Source organism: Pseudomonas sp. O230 (assembly GCF_045447035.1).
Taxonomy (GTDB): Bacteria; Pseudomonadota; Gammaproteobacteria; order Pseudomonadales; family Pseudomonadaceae; genus Aquipseudomonas.
Genome location: NZ_JBJGXN010000008.1, coordinates 17,238 through 34,637, shown reverse-complemented (window position 1 = coordinate 34,637; position 17,400 = coordinate 17,238). Strand labels below are relative to the sequence as shown.

16 protein-coding genes are annotated in these 17,400 nt (G+C 60.3%); 10 read left to right on the top strand and 6 right to left on the bottom strand.

Going from position 1 to position 17,400, the window contains the following annotated elements; all coding sequences use genetic code 11:
- Positions 1–3 precede the first annotated feature (3 nt).
- Genes ACI77H_RS18130 through ACI77H_RS18115 form a run of 4 tightly spaced genes read left to right on the top strand, consistent with a single transcriptional unit; the run spans position 4 to position 4,349 of the window.
- The gene (locus ACI77H_RS18130) at positions 4–1,434 is read left to right on the top strand and encodes a PIG-L deacetylase family protein (protein WP_407013115.1); all 1,431 of its coding nucleotides are present in this window, start codon (positions 4–6) and stop codon (positions 1,432–1,434) included.
- Positions 1,431–2,387, top strand: coding sequence for a glycosyltransferase (locus ACI77H_RS18125; RefSeq protein WP_407013113.1), 957 nt, complete (start codon positions 1,431–1,433; stop codon positions 2,385–2,387). The genes ACI77H_RS18130 and ACI77H_RS18125 overlap by 4 nt, the downstream gene beginning before the upstream one ends.
- A gap of 38 nt (positions 2,388–2,425) precedes the next feature.
- Positions 2,426–3,193, top strand: coding sequence for a glycosyltransferase family 2 protein (locus ACI77H_RS18120; protein WP_407013111.1), 768 nt, complete (start codon positions 2,426–2,428; stop codon positions 3,191–3,193).
- 4 nt (positions 3,194–3,197) lie between these two features.
- The gene (locus ACI77H_RS18115) at positions 3,198–4,349 is read left to right on the top strand and encodes an O-antigen ligase domain-containing protein (protein WP_407013110.1); all 1,152 of its coding nucleotides are present in this window, start codon (positions 3,198–3,200) and stop codon (positions 4,347–4,349) included.
- Positions 4,350–4,382: 33 nt separating this feature from the next.
- Here ACI77H_RS18115 and ACI77H_RS18110 read toward each other — a convergent pair whose 3' ends face one another.
- Positions 4,383–5,024, bottom strand: a complete 642-nt coding sequence (locus tag ACI77H_RS18110) for a hypothetical protein (RefSeq protein WP_008040384.1) — start codon at positions 5,022–5,024, stop codon at positions 4,383–4,385.
- 115 nt (positions 5,025–5,139) lie between these two features.
- On the opposite strand from ACI77H_RS18110, the gene msbA reads away from it, so the two are divergent.
- From msbA to hldE, 4 genes are all read left to right on the top strand, one after another.
- On the top strand, positions 5,140–6,939 hold the full coding sequence (msbA, locus tag ACI77H_RS18105) for a lipid A export permease/ATP-binding protein MsbA (RefSeq protein ID WP_407013109.1): 1,800 nt from the start codon (positions 5,140–5,142) through the stop codon (positions 6,937–6,939).
- Between the two features lie 185 nt (positions 6,940–7,124).
- The gene (locus ACI77H_RS18100) at positions 7,125–7,829 is read left to right on the top strand and encodes a sulfotransferase family 2 domain-containing protein (protein WP_407013108.1); all 705 of its coding nucleotides are present in this window, start codon (positions 7,125–7,127) and stop codon (positions 7,827–7,829) included.
- The gene (gene cysC, locus ACI77H_RS18095) at positions 7,822–8,427 is read left to right on the top strand and encodes an adenylyl-sulfate kinase (protein ID WP_407013107.1); all 606 of its coding nucleotides are present in this window, start codon (positions 7,822–7,824) and stop codon (positions 8,425–8,427) included. Before ACI77H_RS18100 ends, cysC begins: the two co-directional genes overlap by 8 nt.
- Before the next feature lie 102 nt (positions 8,428–8,529).
- The gene (hldE, locus tag ACI77H_RS18090) at positions 8,530–9,954 is read left to right on the top strand and encodes a bifunctional D-glycero-beta-D-manno-heptose-7-phosphate kinase/D-glycero-beta-D-manno-heptose 1-phosphate adenylyltransferase HldE (RefSeq protein ID WP_407013106.1); all 1,425 of its coding nucleotides are present in this window, start codon (positions 8,530–8,532) and stop codon (positions 9,952–9,954) included.
- 138 nt (positions 9,955–10,092) lie between these two features.
- Here the strand turns inward: hldE and ACI77H_RS18085 are convergent, their stop codons facing one another.
- From ACI77H_RS18085 to ACI77H_RS18070, 4 genes are all read right to left on the bottom strand, one after another.
- Positions 10,093–11,061: a metal ABC transporter ATPase gene (locus ACI77H_RS18085; protein WP_407013105.1), complete on the bottom strand. Its 969-nt coding sequence runs from the start codon at positions 11,059–11,061 to the stop codon at positions 10,093–10,095.
- 32 nt (positions 11,062–11,093) lie between these two features.
- Entirely contained in the window at positions 11,094–11,906 is an 813-nt protein-coding gene (locus tag ACI77H_RS18080) for an aldo/keto reductase (protein ID WP_407013104.1), read from the bottom strand.
- Positions 11,903–13,078, bottom strand: a complete 1,176-nt coding sequence (locus ACI77H_RS18075) for an NAD(P)/FAD-dependent oxidoreductase (protein ID WP_407013103.1) — start codon at positions 13,076–13,078, stop codon at positions 11,903–11,905. Before ACI77H_RS18075 ends, ACI77H_RS18080 begins: the two co-directional genes overlap by 4 nt.
- Before the next feature lie 133 nt (positions 13,079–13,211).
- Positions 13,212–13,544 carry a multidrug efflux SMR transporter gene (locus ACI77H_RS18070; RefSeq protein WP_008027887.1) on the bottom strand — a complete coding sequence of 111 codons (333 nt, stop codon included), beginning with the start codon at positions 13,542–13,544 and terminating at the stop codon, positions 13,212–13,214.
- Positions 13,545–13,646: 102 nt separating this feature from the next.
- Here ACI77H_RS18070 and ACI77H_RS18065 point away from each other — a divergent pair, with 102 nt between their 5' ends.
- Together ACI77H_RS18065 and waaA are read left to right on the top strand one after the other, a co-directional pair.
- Positions 13,647–14,567 (top strand): LysR family transcriptional regulator, encoded by a 921-nt coding sequence (locus ACI77H_RS18065; protein WP_407013102.1) that lies wholly within the window; start codon positions 13,647–13,649, stop codon positions 14,565–14,567.
- Positions 14,560–15,837, top strand: coding sequence for a lipid IV(A) 3-deoxy-D-manno-octulosonic acid transferase (waaA, locus tag ACI77H_RS18060; RefSeq protein ID WP_407013101.1), 1,278 nt, complete (start codon positions 14,560–14,562; stop codon positions 15,835–15,837). Before ACI77H_RS18065 ends, waaA begins: the two co-directional genes overlap by 8 nt.
- Before the next feature lie 62 nt (positions 15,838–15,899).
- Here the strand turns inward: waaA and ACI77H_RS18055 are convergent, their stop codons facing one another.
- On the bottom strand, positions 15,900–17,339 hold the full coding sequence (locus ACI77H_RS18055; RefSeq protein ID WP_407013100.1) for a TolC family outer membrane protein: 1,440 nt from the start codon (positions 17,337–17,339) through the stop codon (positions 15,900–15,902).
- Positions 17,340–17,400 lie beyond the last annotated feature (61 nt).

Sequence of the window (17,400 nt, the reverse complement as noted above, 5' to 3'; positions counted from 1 at the left end):
CCCATGAGCCGTAAACAGCAATTGCTCAAGCGCCATCGGCGCCAGAAACGCATCGGCCTGCTGGTCGCGCTGGTGCTGTTGATTGCCATCGGCGTGCTGGTGGCATGGTGGTTGCCGCTGATTCTGGCGGTCCTGGGCTGGGTCGCTCACGAAGCCTGGTTTGCCGACCATTTGTTTTACTCGCCCAAAGACGATTACGAGTACAGCTTCCCGCCCTACACCCAACAACCCAAGGTTCACCTGGACGGTGAGCATTTGCGGCTGGATGACAGCGTCATGCTGGTGGACGACGCGACCCTGATACTGGCGTTGCGGATCAAAAGCACTTGGCTGGGGCGCTTTCTTGACCCGGCGGTTGTGTTGTCGGGGGGCGACAGTCCGGACCGGCAAGTCTTCGAGCGTGGCGTGGACGGTCTGCGTTACCTCAACCTGAGTGGTCAGGCGCAGGTGCTGTCCAAAGGCGAGTTGCGTCTGCGCGGACGTTTCTGCCGATTGCTCGGCGAACCGGTACTCTGGGCGTTCGAGCATCCGGATTACAGCAATCGTCGAGTAATGGTGATCGCGCCCCATGCCGACGATGCCGAATTGGCCGCGTTCGGCTTGTACAGCAGTGCCAGTGAAAGCTGGATCGTGACGTTGACCGCCGGTGAAATCGAAGCTGAGCACTATCAGCAGATGGGGCTCGAAGGCGTCGAAGCGTCCCGGTTGAAAGGTTCGCTTCGTGCCTGGGATAGTGTCAGCGTGCCATTGTGGGGCGGTGTACCTCAGGAACGCTGTGTCCAACTGGGTTACTTCTGTCTTCAGTTGCCTGCCATGCAAAACGCGCCGGCCGAAGCCGTGTTGTCCCGCGAGGCGCAACTGGGCGATACCCGCTATTTTCGACGGTTCAATCCGTTCGCCCTGGGCAGTGACGTTGATGGCATACCCTCCTGGAATAACTTGCTGGCCGACCTGAAAGAACTGATCGAGCGCATTCAGCCTCAGGTCATTGTCTTGCCGCATCCTCGCTTCGACCCGCACCCGGACCATCTATGCTCGCAACAAGCGGTGATGCAGGCGCTGGGCGGAACCGCCTGGCAGCCAGAGACCTTGTTGCATTACGCCAATCACCTGCACGATAACGATCGCTGGCCAATGGGCGATGCTGGCGCGGGTGTGGCGATGCCCCCGCAGATCAATGCCGAAGAGCCGTTGCGCCCCTGGACACTCTGTCTGTCGACTGAAAAACAGTGGCACAAGGCCATGTCGCTGGGCATGATGCACGACCTTCAACCGCGACTTCCCCTCAAACGTGTACTTCGCCGGGCGATACAGCGTTGTCTGGCGGCCAGACACTGGCCGGTTTTCGGCGAAAACGAGTTCTTCCGTAAAGCGGTGCGACGCCATGAATTGTTCTGGGTCCATGAGCTGTCGGGAAAGAGAGAGACCAATTGAAAGTTCTGTTTCTGGTGCAGAAAGAGCAGCGAGCGATCCTCGATCGACTGTACGACGGCATCGCCGAGCGGTGCGACTGCGACAAGCGCGAATTGACCAGTGAGGAGCAGGACGACTTGCGTGGCTACTTTCGCAAGCACGTCGATGTCACCCGCTATGACCGGATAGTGTTCTTCCTGCGCTTCAAAAAAGAAATCAGACAGGTGAGGTTCATACAGAGCCTGCCCAATCTGGTTATTCTGGAACACGATGCTTACCAGAATTACATCCCGTGCAAATACACTGGGAAGTTCAGCGCGCATTACCGCAAGCTGTCGTGGGCGCGGGTGATCAGCTCGGGTTACATGGTCAGCCAGCGCTTGTGCGATGAAGGCTTTGACGCGCATTTCGTGCCCAAGGGCTACGATCAGGCGCTGTTGCAGAACTGTCAGCGCGAACGGGATATCGAGCTGGGTTTCGTCGGCAGCCTGAACAGCGTTGCCTATGCCGGACGCCGGGCGATGCTCGAGTCCGTGGCTGAAGTCGAAAACCTGCTGATCACGCGCACCAAGTCGGGTGAGGAATACTGCGAGACGTTGAGCCGGATCCGTTATTTCGTGAGTGCCGATGTCGGCATGGGCGAATACATGATCAAGAATTTCGAGGCCATGGCCTGTGGTTGTGTGTTGTTTGCTTACGATCAGGGGGAAGAAGAGAATCGCGCACTGGGCTTTGTCGATATGCACAACATTGTGCTCTATCGAACGCGCGACGAACTGAGGGAAAAACTCGCGGTGTTGCGTGAGTCCCCACAACTGACCGAGTCCATTTCATCGGCCGGACAGGCTCTGGTAGAGCAACGTTACACCTTCCGCGCCGTTGGGCATGCGATTGTCGACGCCCTGCGTGCGCCGCTGCGCGAACATGCCCCGCTGGGCTGGAAAGAAAAACTACGCTTGTCGCTGGGGCTATGAAGCCGGCGATCAAACAACCAATGGAGCGGTGTCAATAAATGCTGTTCAGTGAGACTAGCGACATATCGGTCGTCATCACCAGTTGTGGTCGCTTCGATCTGTTGAAGCGAACCCTCGAGACGTTCGACCGGTTCAACACGGCTCCCATCCGCAAGGTGTTCATCACCGAGGACTCCGGCGACAGCGCCGTAGAGGCCTGCATTCCTGAACACTGGCGGGCGCATACCCAGTTCTTTATCAACAATCCGCGCCTGGGGCAGTTGCGATCCATCGATGCGGCCTATGCCCAGGTGCAGACCTCGTGGATTTTCCACTGCGAAGACGACTGGGACTTCTACCGCGAAGGTTTTATCGAAGAATCCCAATGCCTGCTGGAAGAAGACCCGCAAGCATTGCAGGTGTGGCTGCGCAGCTTCAATCATGACCTCAAGGTTCACAGCCCTTATGTGTTTTTGAACGAGCGCAAGGTCAGCCATGGCATTCCTTTCTACGTGCTGGGCTCGCACAAGGCTGACTGGCAGGGTTTCTCCCTGAATCCGGGGCTGCGCCGTCGTACGGATTACCTGATTCATGCACCGTATTCTGCGTTCTCCGGCGAAAAAGACTTGTCGCGTCTGTATGCCGGGGAAAACCGCTATGCGTTGATTCTGGAAAACGACGCGGTCTTGCACACCGGTTTCGGTGAGCATGTCGTGGTTCCTCAGGAACGCAAAAACAAGTTGCGGCGTAAACGTCTCGATCGGATCAAACTGATCGTGGCCCTTGTACTTGGAGTGGCAATAGGTTGGGCAGTCAATGGAATTTAGCGGCATGAAGCCAGGAAAAATCACCCTCTCGCCGTATTTTGGATTGGCGCTCTGTCTTTTTCTGTTGAGCTTTGTGGTGGGTTGGTCATCGAAGTGGACCAACAATCTGTTCTACGGGTTGATGGTTTTTCCAGGCCTGGTATTCCTGATCAAGGAGAAAGGCGCGGGCCTGCTCAAGCAGCCGTTGGCGTGGGGCTGGGTGGCGTTCCTTTTATGGTTTCTGGTGCCTGCGTCGATTGCCGGCGAGCCTCAGTTCTTCAAGCACATCTTTTATGTGCTGATGTTTATCATGGTGGTCGGTGCGTTCACCGATCCGCAGTTCTTTCGTAGCCTTGCTTTTGCTCGTGCGCAGTTCTGGATCCTGACGCTGTACATCTTCATTTGCGCGATCTACGGCTGGAGCAGCGGTGAGCTCCCGTTCGGCGCCCGTCTGGCATTGCTGCCGGCACGATTGCAGAACATCATTTATGCAAGCATCTGGCTATTATGCGCGTTGGCCCTGGTGATGCCCGTCTGGATCAGAGAACGAAAGCTGATTGAAGGTGGCCTGGGTATCGTCCTGTCGCTGTTTGCGGTGCTCTTCGTCATGCAAGTGCGTACGGCAGTGGTGGGGGCTGCGTTCCTCATGGGCTGCTGGTTGCTTTACGGCCTTTGCCAGAAGCCGCGCCTGTTTGGCAGTATCCTTGCGATTGTCCTGGTGGTTCTGGGGGGGCTGTATGGGGTGGTACACAACGAACTCTGGTTCGAATCGCTCTTGAGCCGAGGCGATTCGTCTCGCGTCGAAATCTTCCACATCATGGTCGGCGAGTGGCAGCGTTGCGGCTGGACGCTGGGCTGCGGCATCGGCTTTCACACTGATCAGCTACTCGCGGGCGTGACGCCGATTCAGCATCCGCACAATATTTTCGTGGCGCTGGGCCTCTACAGCGGCGCGTTGGCGCTAGTGTTGTTTGTCGTCCTGATGGCGGCTTCACTTTGGCAGGCCTGGCGCCTGCGTGATGCCTGGGGCATGTACCTGGCGTGTGCGTTGCTGATGCTGAACTTTGATGGCAGTCTGCTTATCGGCAACCCTGACGAGTTATGGCCGCTGGTGTTGCTGCCTTCGGCGATGATTCTCTCGCGTGCATTGAAAGCGCGGCGCCAGACGCTGGCGTAATGCCTGACCTTCGCCTCCTCCCCGGAGGCGAAGTCATTTTTGCAGGGCGATGCTCAGTTCTTCCGCAGAGCAAACGCTCTGGGTCTGGCCATAATTCTGCATGAACACCTCACCGCGATCGTCGAGTAACCACTGACGATCCTGCGGGTAACGCACCATATGCTTGAAGTTGCGCAGCCGCAGGGTCTTGCGCAGCGGACGGCGATAGACCCGCATATCGGCGATGTCGATCAAACCCAATTGATGCTCGGGCGTCAGCACGATGTTGCCCAGGTGCGCCGAACGGAAATAGATCCCGCGCTCATGCAAGGTCGCCATGAAAGCCCCCAACTGGCCGCGCAGCGGATCAGCATCGCCTTCGTCGTCCAGCAACTGGCGCAGGGTCTGGCCCGGTAACGGATCGTAGTGCACGGCATCGCGCTCGATACTCGCGATGCGGTAGACCTGACGAATCGACGGGCAGGGAATGTGCCGTTCACGCAATGCATCGCAATTGTCGGCGAAACGTTTGGCATACGGATACCAGGCGGCCGACGTCAGCAGGCGCTTGCGGCGGAACAGCTTGAGGATCGAGCCGTCCGTCAACCGCAACACCTTGTCCCCCGAACCATCCGCTTCAAGGACTTGTGCACCCTCGCGCAGGGCGAGGTATCGGGTGTGGTCAAGCGCTTGCATCAATACTCCGGGGTCGACGCCGTGAGGCATGGATAGCCGGCCATATTACCGCAGCTCAGCGACTAAAATGGCCTGTGTTACACTCGCGGGCTCTTTTCTCATACAACGGGTTCTCATGACTAGCCCTGATTCGCCTGCGCCGTCGAGCTTGAAGATTTACCTGCGCCTGCTGTCGTATGTGCGCCCTTACTGGGGCATGTTTGCCATCAGTATTGTGGGCTTTGTGATTTTTGCCTCGACGCAGCCGATGCTGGCCGGGATTCTCAAATACTTCGTCGACGGCTTGAGCAACCCCGAAGCGGTGCTGTTCCCAAATGTTCCCTACCTGCAAGACTTGCAGTTGCTGATGGCCGTGCCGCTGCTGATCATCCTGATCGCGGCATGGCAGGGCCTGGGGTCGTTCCTGGGCAACTATTACCTGGCCAAAGTCTCCCTCGGTCTTGTTCATGACCTGCGCGTCGAGCTGTTCAACAAGTTGCTGGTGTTGCCTAACCGCTATTTCGACACCCATAACTCCGGGCACCTGATTTCGCGCATTACCTTCAACGTGACCATGGTGACCGGTGCGGCCACCGATGCCATCAAAGTGGTCATTCGTGAAGGCCTGACAGTGGTGTTCCTGTTTGCCTATCTGTTGTGGATGAACTGGCAGTTGACCCTGGTGATGCTGGCGATCCTGCCTATCATCGCGGTCATGGTCAGCAGCGCCAGCAAGAAATTTCGCAAGCAGAGCAAGAAGATCCAGGTGGCGATGGGCGATGTCACGCATGTGGCTTCCGAGACCATCCAGGGCTACCGCGTGGTGCGCAGCTTCGGCGGCGAAAGTTATGAAGAGCGGCGTTTTGCCGAAGCCAGTCAGGGCAACACCGACAAACAATTGCGCATGACCAAGACCGGTGCGGTCTACACGCCAATGTTGCAGTTGGTGATCTACACCGCCATGGCGGCGCTGATGTTCCTGGTGCTGTGGCTGCGCGGTGATGCCTCCGCCGGTGATCTGGTCGCCTACATTACGGCGGCGGGTCTTTTGCCGAAACCGATTCGGCAGCTGTCGGAAGTCAGTTCCACCATCCAGAAAGGCGTCGCCGGTGCCGAAAGCATTTTCGAGCAACTGGACGTCGAGCCTGAGATCGACACCGGCACTGTCGAGCGCGATCGCATCAGCGGTCACCTTGAGGTGCGTAACCTGAGCTTCACTTACCCTGGCACCGATCGTGAAGTGCTGAAGAACATCAGCTTCACTGCTGCGCCGGGGCAAATGATCGCGCTGGTAGGGCGCTCCGGCAGCGGCAAGTCGACCCTGGCCAGCCTGATTCCGCGGTTCTACCACCATGAAACCGGCGAAATCCTGCTCGATGACGTAGAAATCGAAGACTACCGTCTGCGTAATCTGCGTCGACACGTGGCACAGGTAACGCAGCATGTGACCCTGTTCAACGACTCCATCGCCAACAACATTGCCTACGGCGACCTCGCCGGCGCACCGCGTGCCGACATCGAAAAGGCCGCCACGGACGCTTATGCGATGGACTTCATCTCGCAAATGCCGCAAGGCCTGGACACCCAGGTCGGGGAGAACGGCGTGTTGTTGTCCGGTGGTCAGCGTCAGCGTCTGGCGATTGCCCGGGCCTTGTTGAAGAACGCACCGTTGCTGATTCTCGACGAAGCGACGTCGGCGCTCGATACCGAATCCGAGCGGCACATTCAGGCGGCGCTGGATCAGGTCATGAAAGGTCGCACCACGCTGGTGATTGCTCACCGCTTGTCGACCATCGAGAAGGCCGACCTGATTCTGGTCATGGACCATGGGGAAATTGTCGAACGCGGCACCCACGCCCAGCTACTGGCGCAAAACGGCTACTACTCGCGCCTGCATGCAATGGGGCTCGACGCACCGGCAGAAAACATCGCCTGACCCGACGCGAGGGTGAGCCTGGCTCACCCTCGCGCTCACTGACGTGCAATGCGTCCGGTGAATTGTATCCAGACCTTTACCTTTCTTGACCAAACCTGAATAAATCTCGGCAACGCGCTTGTTAAGGTTCCTGAACGAACTTTGACTTCAATCGAGGGGGCCATCCCCTTCGCGCGGGTGCTGCAATGTTGCAACGTTATCTCTGGAAGCTGTTGCCCAAGGCGCAACGGCAATTCTTGTTGGGGCGTCTGTCGGTCGTGGACCGTCAGGTGGTGAATCGGTCGATGTCGGCCAACCTTCGCTACCCCCAGCCTTTCACCCAGCGTTCTTGTCTGTTCATTCACGTGCCCAAATGCGCCGGGAGCAGTGTCTGCGCGGCGCTGTTCGATGGTTGGAGCCCGGGGCACCTGCCGTTGTACTGGTACGAACAGCAATTTCCCGAGCAGTTTGCCGCCAGCTTCAAGTTTGCTTTTGTCCGTGATCCGCTGGAAAGAGCGTACTCGGCTTACGCTTTTCTGCGGGGCAACGAGCTGAGCCCGCGTGATCAACCCGCGCAAAAACTGGTCAGCCACTACCGCGACTTCGACGATTTCGTCGCTCGCTGGCTGCACCCGGAAACGATCCACCGGCAGCTGCATTTCGCTGCGCAAACGGATTTTCTCACCGATTCCCTCGGACACCTGGCACTGGATTTCATCGGTTATCAGGAACATCTGGAGCGCGACTTCCAGCGCGTGTGCGAGCAGGTGGGAGGCGCGGTGCCGTTGCCGCATATCAACAGCTCGCAGCAGCGGCGCTCGGCGCCTGCCCGTGACTTCTGCTCGGTGCGCACCCGGCGGTTGGTACGGCGGGTGTACCAACGCGATTACGAGATGCTCGGTTATGAATGAGGCACTGTCGATGTCAGTCCCCGGGATCAGGCCTTATGCGTTGTCGCTGTCAATCAACGACCGCGCCGCGATCAAATCCCAGCGTCCTCGATGCCTCTGGTTGACGGGGTTGTCTGGCGCGGGCAAGTCGACGCTGGCCAATGCTTTGGAGTTGCAACTCAGCCAGCTCGGCCGGCACACCTTCGTGCTGGATGGCGACAATCTGCGCGCCGGTCTGTGCCGTGACCTGGGGATGGGGGCTGCGTGTCGTCGGGAAAATATCCGGCGCATGGCCGAGGTGGCGCGCCTGATGGTCGATGCCGGGCTGATCGTGATTGTTGCGGCGATCTCACCGTTTCGGGCCGAGCGTGAAGCGGCGCGGCGGCTGTTCGCCGAGGGTGATTTTATCGAGGTATATGTGAGCACGTCGTTCGCAGTGTGCGCGCAACGCGATCCCAAAGGCTTGTACCGGGCGGCCCGGCAAGGACGGATCAAGGATTTCACGGGGGTCGACAGCCCCTACGAGGCTCCGTTGTGCGCCGAGTGCGAAATCGACACGCAAACGCTGGAAATGGCGGACGCCTGCCAGCGGCTATCGGCATTTTTGCTCAATAAATGAGCAATAAACCCCGCAAAATCATCCCGTTGCAGCCGCCGCACAAGCCCACGGCAACCCTGTGTTAATATCCCGCCCCTGTTCATTCTGTATGTGGGTTGCTCCATGAAGTTGTCCATGCCGCGATTCGATCAAGCCCCTGTCTTGGTGGTCGGCGATGTCATGCTCGACCGTTACTGGCATGGTGGTACCTCACGGATTTCCCCTGAGGCGCCGGTACCCGTCGTCAAGGTCGAGCAAATCGAGGACCGCCCGGGCGGTGCCGCGAACGTTGCCCTGAACATTGCCGCCCTCGGCGCCCCGGCCTCGCTGGTCGGCGTGACCGGCGACGATGAAGCCGCCGACAGCCTGGCCAACAGCCTCAAGGGCGCTGGCGTACGGGCGTTGTTCCAGCGCATCGCGCACCAGCCGACCATCGTCAAGCTGCGGGTCATGAGCCGACACCAGCAATTGCTGCGTATCGACTTTGAAGAACCCTTCGCCACCGACGCGTTGGCGCTGGGCGAGCAAGTCGATGAATTGCTCGAAGGCATCAAGGTGCTGGTGTTGTCCGACTACGGCAAAGGCGCGTTGAAAAACCATCAAGTGCTGATCCAGGCCGCCCGTGCCCGTGGCATTCCGGTGCTGGCCGACCCCAAGGGCAAGGATTTCTCGATCTACCGGGGGGCGAGCCTGATCACCCCGAACCTCAGTGAATTCGAAACCATCGTCGGCGGTTGCGCCGATGAGCATGAACTCGTGAGCAAGGGCGCGCAGCTGATGCACGACCTCGACCTCGGCGCGTTGCTGGTGACCCGCGGCGAACACGGCATGACCCTGTTGCGCCCGGATCATCCGGCGTTGCACCTGCCGGCTCGTGCCCGCGAAGTATTTGACGTGACCGGTGCCGGCGACACGGTCATTTCCACCCTGGCGGCGGCGATTGCCGCGGGCGAAGAATTGCCTCACGCGGTGGCCCTGGCCAATCTGGCGGCAGGCATCGTTGTCGGCAAGCTCGGTACCGCGGCCATCAGCGCTCCGGAACTGCGTCGCGCCATCCAGCGTGAAGAAGGTTCCGAACGCGGTGTGCTGGGTCTTGAGCAGTTGTTGCTGGCGGTCGACGATGCGCGTGCGCATAAAGAGAAGATCGTCTTCACCAATGGCTGCTTCGACATCCTGCACGCCGGCCACGTGACGTATCTGGAGCAGGCGCGCGCTCAGGGCGATCGTCTGATCGTCGCGGTCAACGACGATGCCTCGGTCAGCCGCCTGAAAGGGCCGGGTCGTCCGATCAACAGCGTCGACCGGCGCATGGCGGTACTCGCAGGTCTGGGGGCGGTGGATTGGGTCATCAGTTTCCCTGAAGGCACCCCGGAAAACCTGCTGCGCGAGGTCAAGCCGGACGTGCTGGTCAAGGGCGGTGATTACGGGATCGACCAGGTCGTCGGTGCGGACATCGTGACGTCGTATGGCGGAACGGTGAAAGTCCTGGGGCTGGTAGAAAACAGCTCCACCACCGCGATCGTCGAAAAAATCCGCAAGTCCGAGTGACACCACACTCTGTAGGTGCTGGCTTGCCAGCGATGGTCGTCAACGATAACGCGTGTTTACTGAAACAATGCGGCGTCCTTGAATTCATCGCCGGCAAGCCGGCTCCTGCAGGGTTGCGTGTACGCCCACGCCATCAGGTTATGAACTGACCTTCTTGCGCGGCACGATTTTCTTCAGCAGTTGCTTTGCCTTCCCGCGCAAGCGCGCCAACCCGGAATCCTTCCCCGGCGGGCTCAGGCCTTGCTGGCGCACCCAATCCTTCCAGCGAATCCGTTCATCGTGCACCAGCCAGCCTTGCTGCTGGGCAAAACTCTCTGCCAGATACAACCCGCGCGTGCTCGCCGGATACAGGTGATCCTTTTTCAAGGTATACAACTCGGCCATCGGCTGGCCGTCCTGCAACGGCATCAGGTACAAATCGGGGCGTTTTCGGTCGAGCCGGGCCACCAGTTGATCGCCCTCCAGTCGCTCATCGACATGAAACAGGCTCAGGGATTTGGCTTCCTTGGGCACGTCCAGGCGCAAGTCATAGATCAGTTGCAGCGATGCTGTCGGCAGATGCACGTAGGCGCGCGGTCGTTCGATCAGTTGCATGTTGGCGCAGCGCACTGGCCGCGCCGAGCCGGATAACGGCGTCAGCCGAAACGGCAACGCCTCACGATAATGCAGCGCGCAAGAGTAGGGCGCCGGCAGCCAAGTGTCGTTGAAACGCCCGCCGAGCCAGCCTTCCGGCGTCTCTAGCAGGCATTCTTCGGCAATCTCCTGAATCGCCGTGTGCAGCGGCAGGTTCAGTTCGTGGGCCGGCACGTAACCGGAGATCAGCTTGAGCACCACGTCGCCACGGTCTTGCCGACGCTGACGTACCAACACCCAGTAATCGCGATTCTGCCAATGCAGGGTCAGGCGCACTGAAACCCCGAGATTGGCCAGCTCCACGGCGAACCGTTCGCTGTCAGCCACCGCCACCGGGCGACGACGTTGCAAGGTCTGGGAAAAATTCAGCGGCATCCCGACGCTCTGATAACTCAAGCCTTCGGGAGTCGCTTCGACGAATAACGGCAGGGTCTTGAAGTTGCTCGGGTTCTTTCTAATGAGCGTACGCGGCATGTCGGCTCCTGCTTAAGGCCGCGTGGGCGGCATCAGTTTCTACGTAGGACCTGGGCAACGGTCGCGACGTTGTGGGCGAGGTGCAGCGGATTGATGGTCCCGACAATAGCACTGGCCACACCCGGATGTTCAAACAACAACTCGAAACTGGCGCGCACCGGGTCCACGCCTGGACTCAGGCAAACATGACCGCTGGCGAGGGCTTTCTTGACCAGGATGGCTTTGCCGTGATCAGCAGCATAGTCAATGACAGGCTTCTCGTTCCGTTCGTTCAGATTGTAGGTGACCATCGCGCAATCACCTTGTTCCAGAGCCTTCAAACCGCCTTCGACGGTTTTGCCGGAGAAACCATAGCCGCGAATCTTGCCTTCGGCCTTGAGCGCGGCGAGGGTCGCGTAGACCTCGCTGTCGTTGAGAATAGCCAAGTCGTTTCCGTCGGAGTGCACCAGAACCAGATCGATAAAATCCGTTTCCAGGCGTTGCAGGCTGCGTTCCACCGAGAGCCGGGTATGCGCGGCGCTGAAATCGTGTCGGGACTGACCGTCGGCAAATTCTTCGCCGACCTTGCTGACGATCACCCAATCCTGGCGCTGCCCCCGCAACAACGGGCCGAGGCGTTCTTCGCTGCGGCCATAGGCCGGCGCAGTGTCGATCAGGTTGATGCCCAAGTCGCGCGCCAGCTTGAGCAGCATGCGCGCTTCGTCATCGTCGGGGATCTGGAAGCCGTTGGGGTACTTCACGCCTTGATCGCGGCCGAGTTTGACCGTGCCCAAACCCAGCGGCGAAACCATCAGGCCGGTGCTGCCCAGCGGGCGATGCACGTCGTGCAGGGTCGGTTGGCTCATGGCAGCAGTTGCTCCCAGGCCGGCACGCCCATCGGCGGTTTCGGCAACTCGGGCAGCGGCGCCGGATGGCTTGGCTGGATGCCGTCGCGTTGCAATGAGCTGATGACGCGGTCGGCGAAGTCCGGCGCGAGCGCCAGTTTGGTCGGCCAGCCGACCAGCAAGCGGCCTTCTTCGGCAAGAAATGCGTTGTCCGGCCGCGTCAGGCCCGATTGCAGCGGCTCGGCGCGGTCCACGCGCAAGGTCGCCCATTGCGCGGTGCTCAAGTCGATCCATGGCAGCAACTGGCCGAGTTCTTTCTGCGCGGTGGCGATTTGCTCGGCCGGTTCGCGGGCAACCCCTTCGGCTTCGGCAATGTCGCCGCCCAGGTACCAGACCCATTGGCCATCGGCGGCCGGATGGGTGGTCACGGTGATGCGCGGTTTGGTGCCGCCACCCAGGCAATGGGCGTACAGCGGTTTGAGGCCCGGGCCTTTGGCGATGATCATGTGCAGCGGCCGCCGCTGCATGGCGGGCTTGGTCAGCCCCAGGGCTTCGAGCAGCGCGGCCGTCCCGGCGCCCGCGCTCAAGACGATGCGCTGGGCGCGGATTTCGCGCTCGTCGACCTTCAGGCCGACCAGAACGCCGGCCTCCAGTAACGGCTCGATCGTCTTTCCGGCGAGCAAGCCGTCACCGGCCAGGTCGGCGAGACGCTGGACCAGGCTCGGCACGTCGATCACCAGTTCTGCCAGGCGATAGACCTTGCCCTTGAAGCGCTTGTCTTGCAGGGCCAGCGGCAATTGGTCGCCCTTGACCTGATCGACGCGACCGCGCACGGCTTTGCTGGCGAAGAAACTGGTGAGGTTGCCGGCGAGGGTGCCGGGAGACCAGAGGTAGTGGGCTTCGGACAGCAGGCGCACGCCGGACAAATCCAGTTCGCCGTCACCGGCCAGTGCTTCACGCCAGCGGCGCGGCATGTCGGCGATGGCTTCCGAGGCGCCGGTCAGGGCGCCATGCAGCGCGTACTTGGCACCGCCGTGGATGATGCCCTGGGACTTCACGCTCTGCCCGCCACCGAGGGTGGCGCTTTCCACCAGCACCGTCGAAAAACCCTGGCGACGCAGGCGCGCATTCAACCAGAGGCCGGCGACACCAGCGCCGACAATCAGAACGTCGGTGGAAATAACGGATGGCATGCAGCGACCTCAGTGTTCAAGACGAGGGCGCAGTATACAGACTCGAAGAAGTGGGGGATTTGTAGGTGATCAACTGGGTGCATGCAAAACCTGTGGGAGCGAGCTTGCTCCCACATGGATTGTGTTCCAGGTCTTAGTGCCCGGCGGTTTTGGAGAAGAGCTGGATGACCACAACGCCGAGCACAATCAACGCCATCCCCAGCATCGCCGGCACATCGAGTTTCTGCCCGTAGATAAACAGCGCCGCAACGCTGACCATCACGATCCCCATGCCGGCCCACACCGCGTACGCCACACCCACCGGCACACTGCGCACCACCAGCGTCAGCATCCAGAAGGCAATGCCGTAACCGACGATCACCAGGATCAGCGGCAACGGTGTGCTGAAGCCTTTGACCGCTTTCATCGAAACAGTGGCAATCACTTCGGCGCAGATGGCAATGGCCAGGTAGTAGTAAGCGGTCATGGGTGCATCCTCGTGTGAAGTGTTGCTTTATGAGGTCGGCATTTTAGAGCTTATGCAGATGGGGTAAAGTCATTACCTATCTGCTGGGGAGATGGGTTGATCATGAACATTCAATGGAATCTGGAGCAGTTGCGGTTGTTCGTCAGCGTAGCCGAGCAGCGATCGTTTTCCGCCGTGGCGCGGGACCAGCGCAAGGCGCAGTCGGCGGTCAGCAGTTCGATAGCGCTGCTGGAAGACGACTTGGGTGTGAGCCTGTTCGACCGCAGCAGTGGCCGGCAGCCGAAACTCACCGAGGCCGGCAATGCGTTGCTGGATGAGGCGCGGGAAGTGCTGCGTCAATGCGAGCGCCTCAATGGCCGGGCGCTGGCAATGATGCGCGGGCAGGAGGCTCGCCTGCGCGTGGCTCAGGATGAGGCGATGCCGTATCAGCCGATCATTGAAAGCTTCGAAGCACTGGCAGAAAAATTTCCCAGCCTTGAAGTGCAATTGACCAGCGCTGCCCAGGGCGATGTGGCGCGCAAGTTGGTCGAGCGGCGGGCCGATCTCGGTTTGCTGTTTTATCACGATCAGATCCCCGAGGCGCTCGAACGCCGAGTGCTGGGCAGCGTGGAAATGGTCACGGTGTGCGGCGTCGGGCATCCATTGGCGACGCAGGCTCAGGTCGATTGCCAGCAACTGGCGCAGCATCGGCAGTTGCTGATGTCGACCCAGTCCAGTGTGTACCCCGGCAGCGAGCCGGCCAGTCCGCAGGTCTGGCGGGCCGACAGTTTCTACGTGATGGCCGAATGGCTGGTGCGCGGCCTCGGTTGGGCCTGGCTGCCACGGCACGTGGTGCAGTATCCGGCGTATCAGGGGCAGATGGTCGAGCTGGTCAGCGAATGGACGCCGCCGGCGCTGGTGGTGGAGCTGGTCTGGCGCCGCGATGAGCCGCTCGGCCCGGCGGCCCGTTGGCTGGCGGAACGTTTTGCCGTGCACTTGCAGGCGATCGGCGAAAAAACCGATAAACTCCGCCGCCATGAATAGAACTCTCTACACCGCGCTGTTTTACCTGGGGCTGCCACTGGTAGCGATTCGGCTGTGGCTGCGCTCGCGCAAGGCACCGGCGTATGCCAAACGCATCGGCGAGCGGTTCTCGCTCGGGCTGCCGGTGATGAAGCCGGGGGGCATTTGGGTGCACGCGGTATCCGTGGGCGAGAGCATTGCGGCGGCGCCGATGATTCGCGCGTTGCTGCAACGTTATCCGGCGTTGCCGATCACCGTGACCTGCATGACGCCGACTGGCTCTGAGCGCATCCACGCATTGTTCGCCAACGAGCCGCGCATTCAGCATTGCTATTTACCCTACGACTTGCCCTGCGCGGCGGCGCGGTTCCTTGACCGAGTCCGGCCAACGCTGGCGGTGATCATGGAAACCGAGCTCTGGCCCAACCACATTCACCAATGCGCCAAACGCGGGATTCCTGTGGCACTGGCCAACGCGCGACTGTCCGAGCGTTCCGCCAAAGGCTATGGCCGCTTCGGTAAATTGACTCAACCGATGCTCGCCGAAATGAGCCTGTTCGCCGTGCAGACCGAAGCTGAGGCCCAACGCTTCCGCGATTTGGGCGCCCGTGCAGAAACCGTTGAAGTGACCGGTTCGATCAAGTTCGACCTGACCATCGACCCGCAACTGCTGCAGCGTGCCACTGAGTTGCGCGATCAATGGCAGGCGCAGGACCGCCCGGTGTGGATCGCCGCCAGTACTCACGACGGTGAAGATGAAGTGGTGCTGGCGGCGCATCGTCAGTTGCTTGCCGGGCATCCCGATGCGTTGCTGATCCTGGTGCCGCGTCATCCGGAGCGTTTCAATTCGGTGTTCGACCTGTGCAGGCAGCAGGGCTTCGCCACGATACGTCGTTCCACTGGCGAGCCGGTCACCGCTGAGACTTCGGTGTTGCTCGGCGACACCATGGGTGAGTTGCTGTTTTTGTACGCATTGGCCGATAGCGCTTTTGTCGGCGGCAGCCTGGTGCCGAACGGTGGCCATAACTTGCTGGAACCGGCGGCGCTGGCGAAACCTGTGCTCAGTGGGCCGCACCTGTTCAACTTCCTCGAAATCGCCGCGCAGTTGCGCAGCGCCGGAGCGTTGCAGGAAGTGGAAGATGCCGAGGGGTTGGCGCTGGCCGTGCAGCGGCTGTTCGAATTACCACGCGATGCGCAGCGAATGGCAGACGCGGGGCTGAACGTGATGCGCACCAATCAGGGTGCGTTGCAGCGATTGCTGGATGGGTTGGATCGATTGATCAACCGCTGACCTGTAGGAGCCGGCTTGCCGGCGATGGCGATTCCGAAAACGCCATCGCCATCACCCGCCCATTACTGCCCCGGTTTTGCCTTTAACTGCTCGGCCGCAGCCTTGGCCAGGTCCGGTGGCAGGAAGTCCTTGTCCGGGTTGTAGTCAGCCTTGAGGTAGCGCTTGAGGTCCTGCAAATCCCCCGGGTTCAACGTACCGGCGGCCTGCTTCAGGCGCAGGTTGTCGAGGATGTAGTCGTAGCGGGTGTTGTTGTAATTGCGCACCGAGGTGTACAGCTGACGCTGGGCATCGAGCACATCGACGATGTTGCGCGTGCCCACCTGATACCCGATTTCGGTCGCTTCCACCGCGCTCTGGTTGGAGATGATTGACTGCTTGCGCGCTTGTACCTGTTCCACATCGGTGTTCACCGCGCGGTGCAGGTTGCGGGTGTTTTCCACCACTTGCCGACGCAAGCCTTCACGCTGTTGTTCAGTCTGGTCCAGACGCGAGTAAGACTCGCGAACCTGCGAACTGGTCAGCCCGCCGCTGTAGATCGGGATGTTCAGTTGCAAGGCCAGGGTGCGCTGCTCGACAGGGCCACCATAAGACTGGCGGAAGGCATTCGGGTTGCTGAAACCAAAGGCGTCGTTGTCGCCTTTCTCATATTTGGCAACCGCATCCACCGTTGGCGCGTGGCCAGCCTTGCGCTGCTTGAGGGTTTCTTCAGCGGCGCTGACCGCGTAGTTGCTGGCCAGCAGATTCAGGTTCTGTTTGGCGGCGGTGTCGACCCAGGCCTTGGCGTCGTTCGGCGCCGGCGGCAGGATCGGCAAGGTGTGGACGATGCCTTGAATCGAGTTGTACTGACGGTTGGTCAACGTGATCAACGCTTCAAACGCATCATCCACCTGACGCTGGGCAACGATCCGGTTGGCCCGTGCCGTGTCGTAGCTGGCCTGCGATTGCAGCACGTCGGTCTTGTCCGACAGGCCGACATCGAAGCGCTCGTTGGACTGGTCGAGCTGGCGCTTGAACGCCGCTTCTTCCGCCTTGGTCGAGGCCAGGTTGTCCTGGCTGCGCAGCACGTTGAAGTAGTTTTCAGCGGTTTGCAGAATCAGGTTTTGCTCGGTCGCCGAGAGTTGCAGGGCTGCCTGCTCATTGACGTCCTTGGCGGCCTGATACTGGAACCAGCGATCGGCACGAAACAATGGCTGAGCCAACGTCGCCTGATAAGAGTTGGCGCTGCGGTTGGCGACCGCTGCCGGTTGATCGATATCGGTGCGCACGTTGGCCACTTGGGCGCCACCGGAGATATTCGGCAACAACCCGGCGCGAGCCTGGGGCACGACTTCTTTTTGCGCGCCGTATTGGGCGCGGGCGGCGGCCAGGTCGGCGTTGTTGTCCACCGCTTCCTGGTAAACGCTGACCAGATCGGTTTTGGTCGATAAGGGTGCTTCTGCTGCCCAGGCCATTCCATTGGAAGCACAAGACACGGCAAGGGCCAGTGAGAGTTTGCGCAGCATGAGGCCATCCCTAAAAATTACGCTGATAATTTGAGCGCCAAAGGTAAGGCGCACACCACCC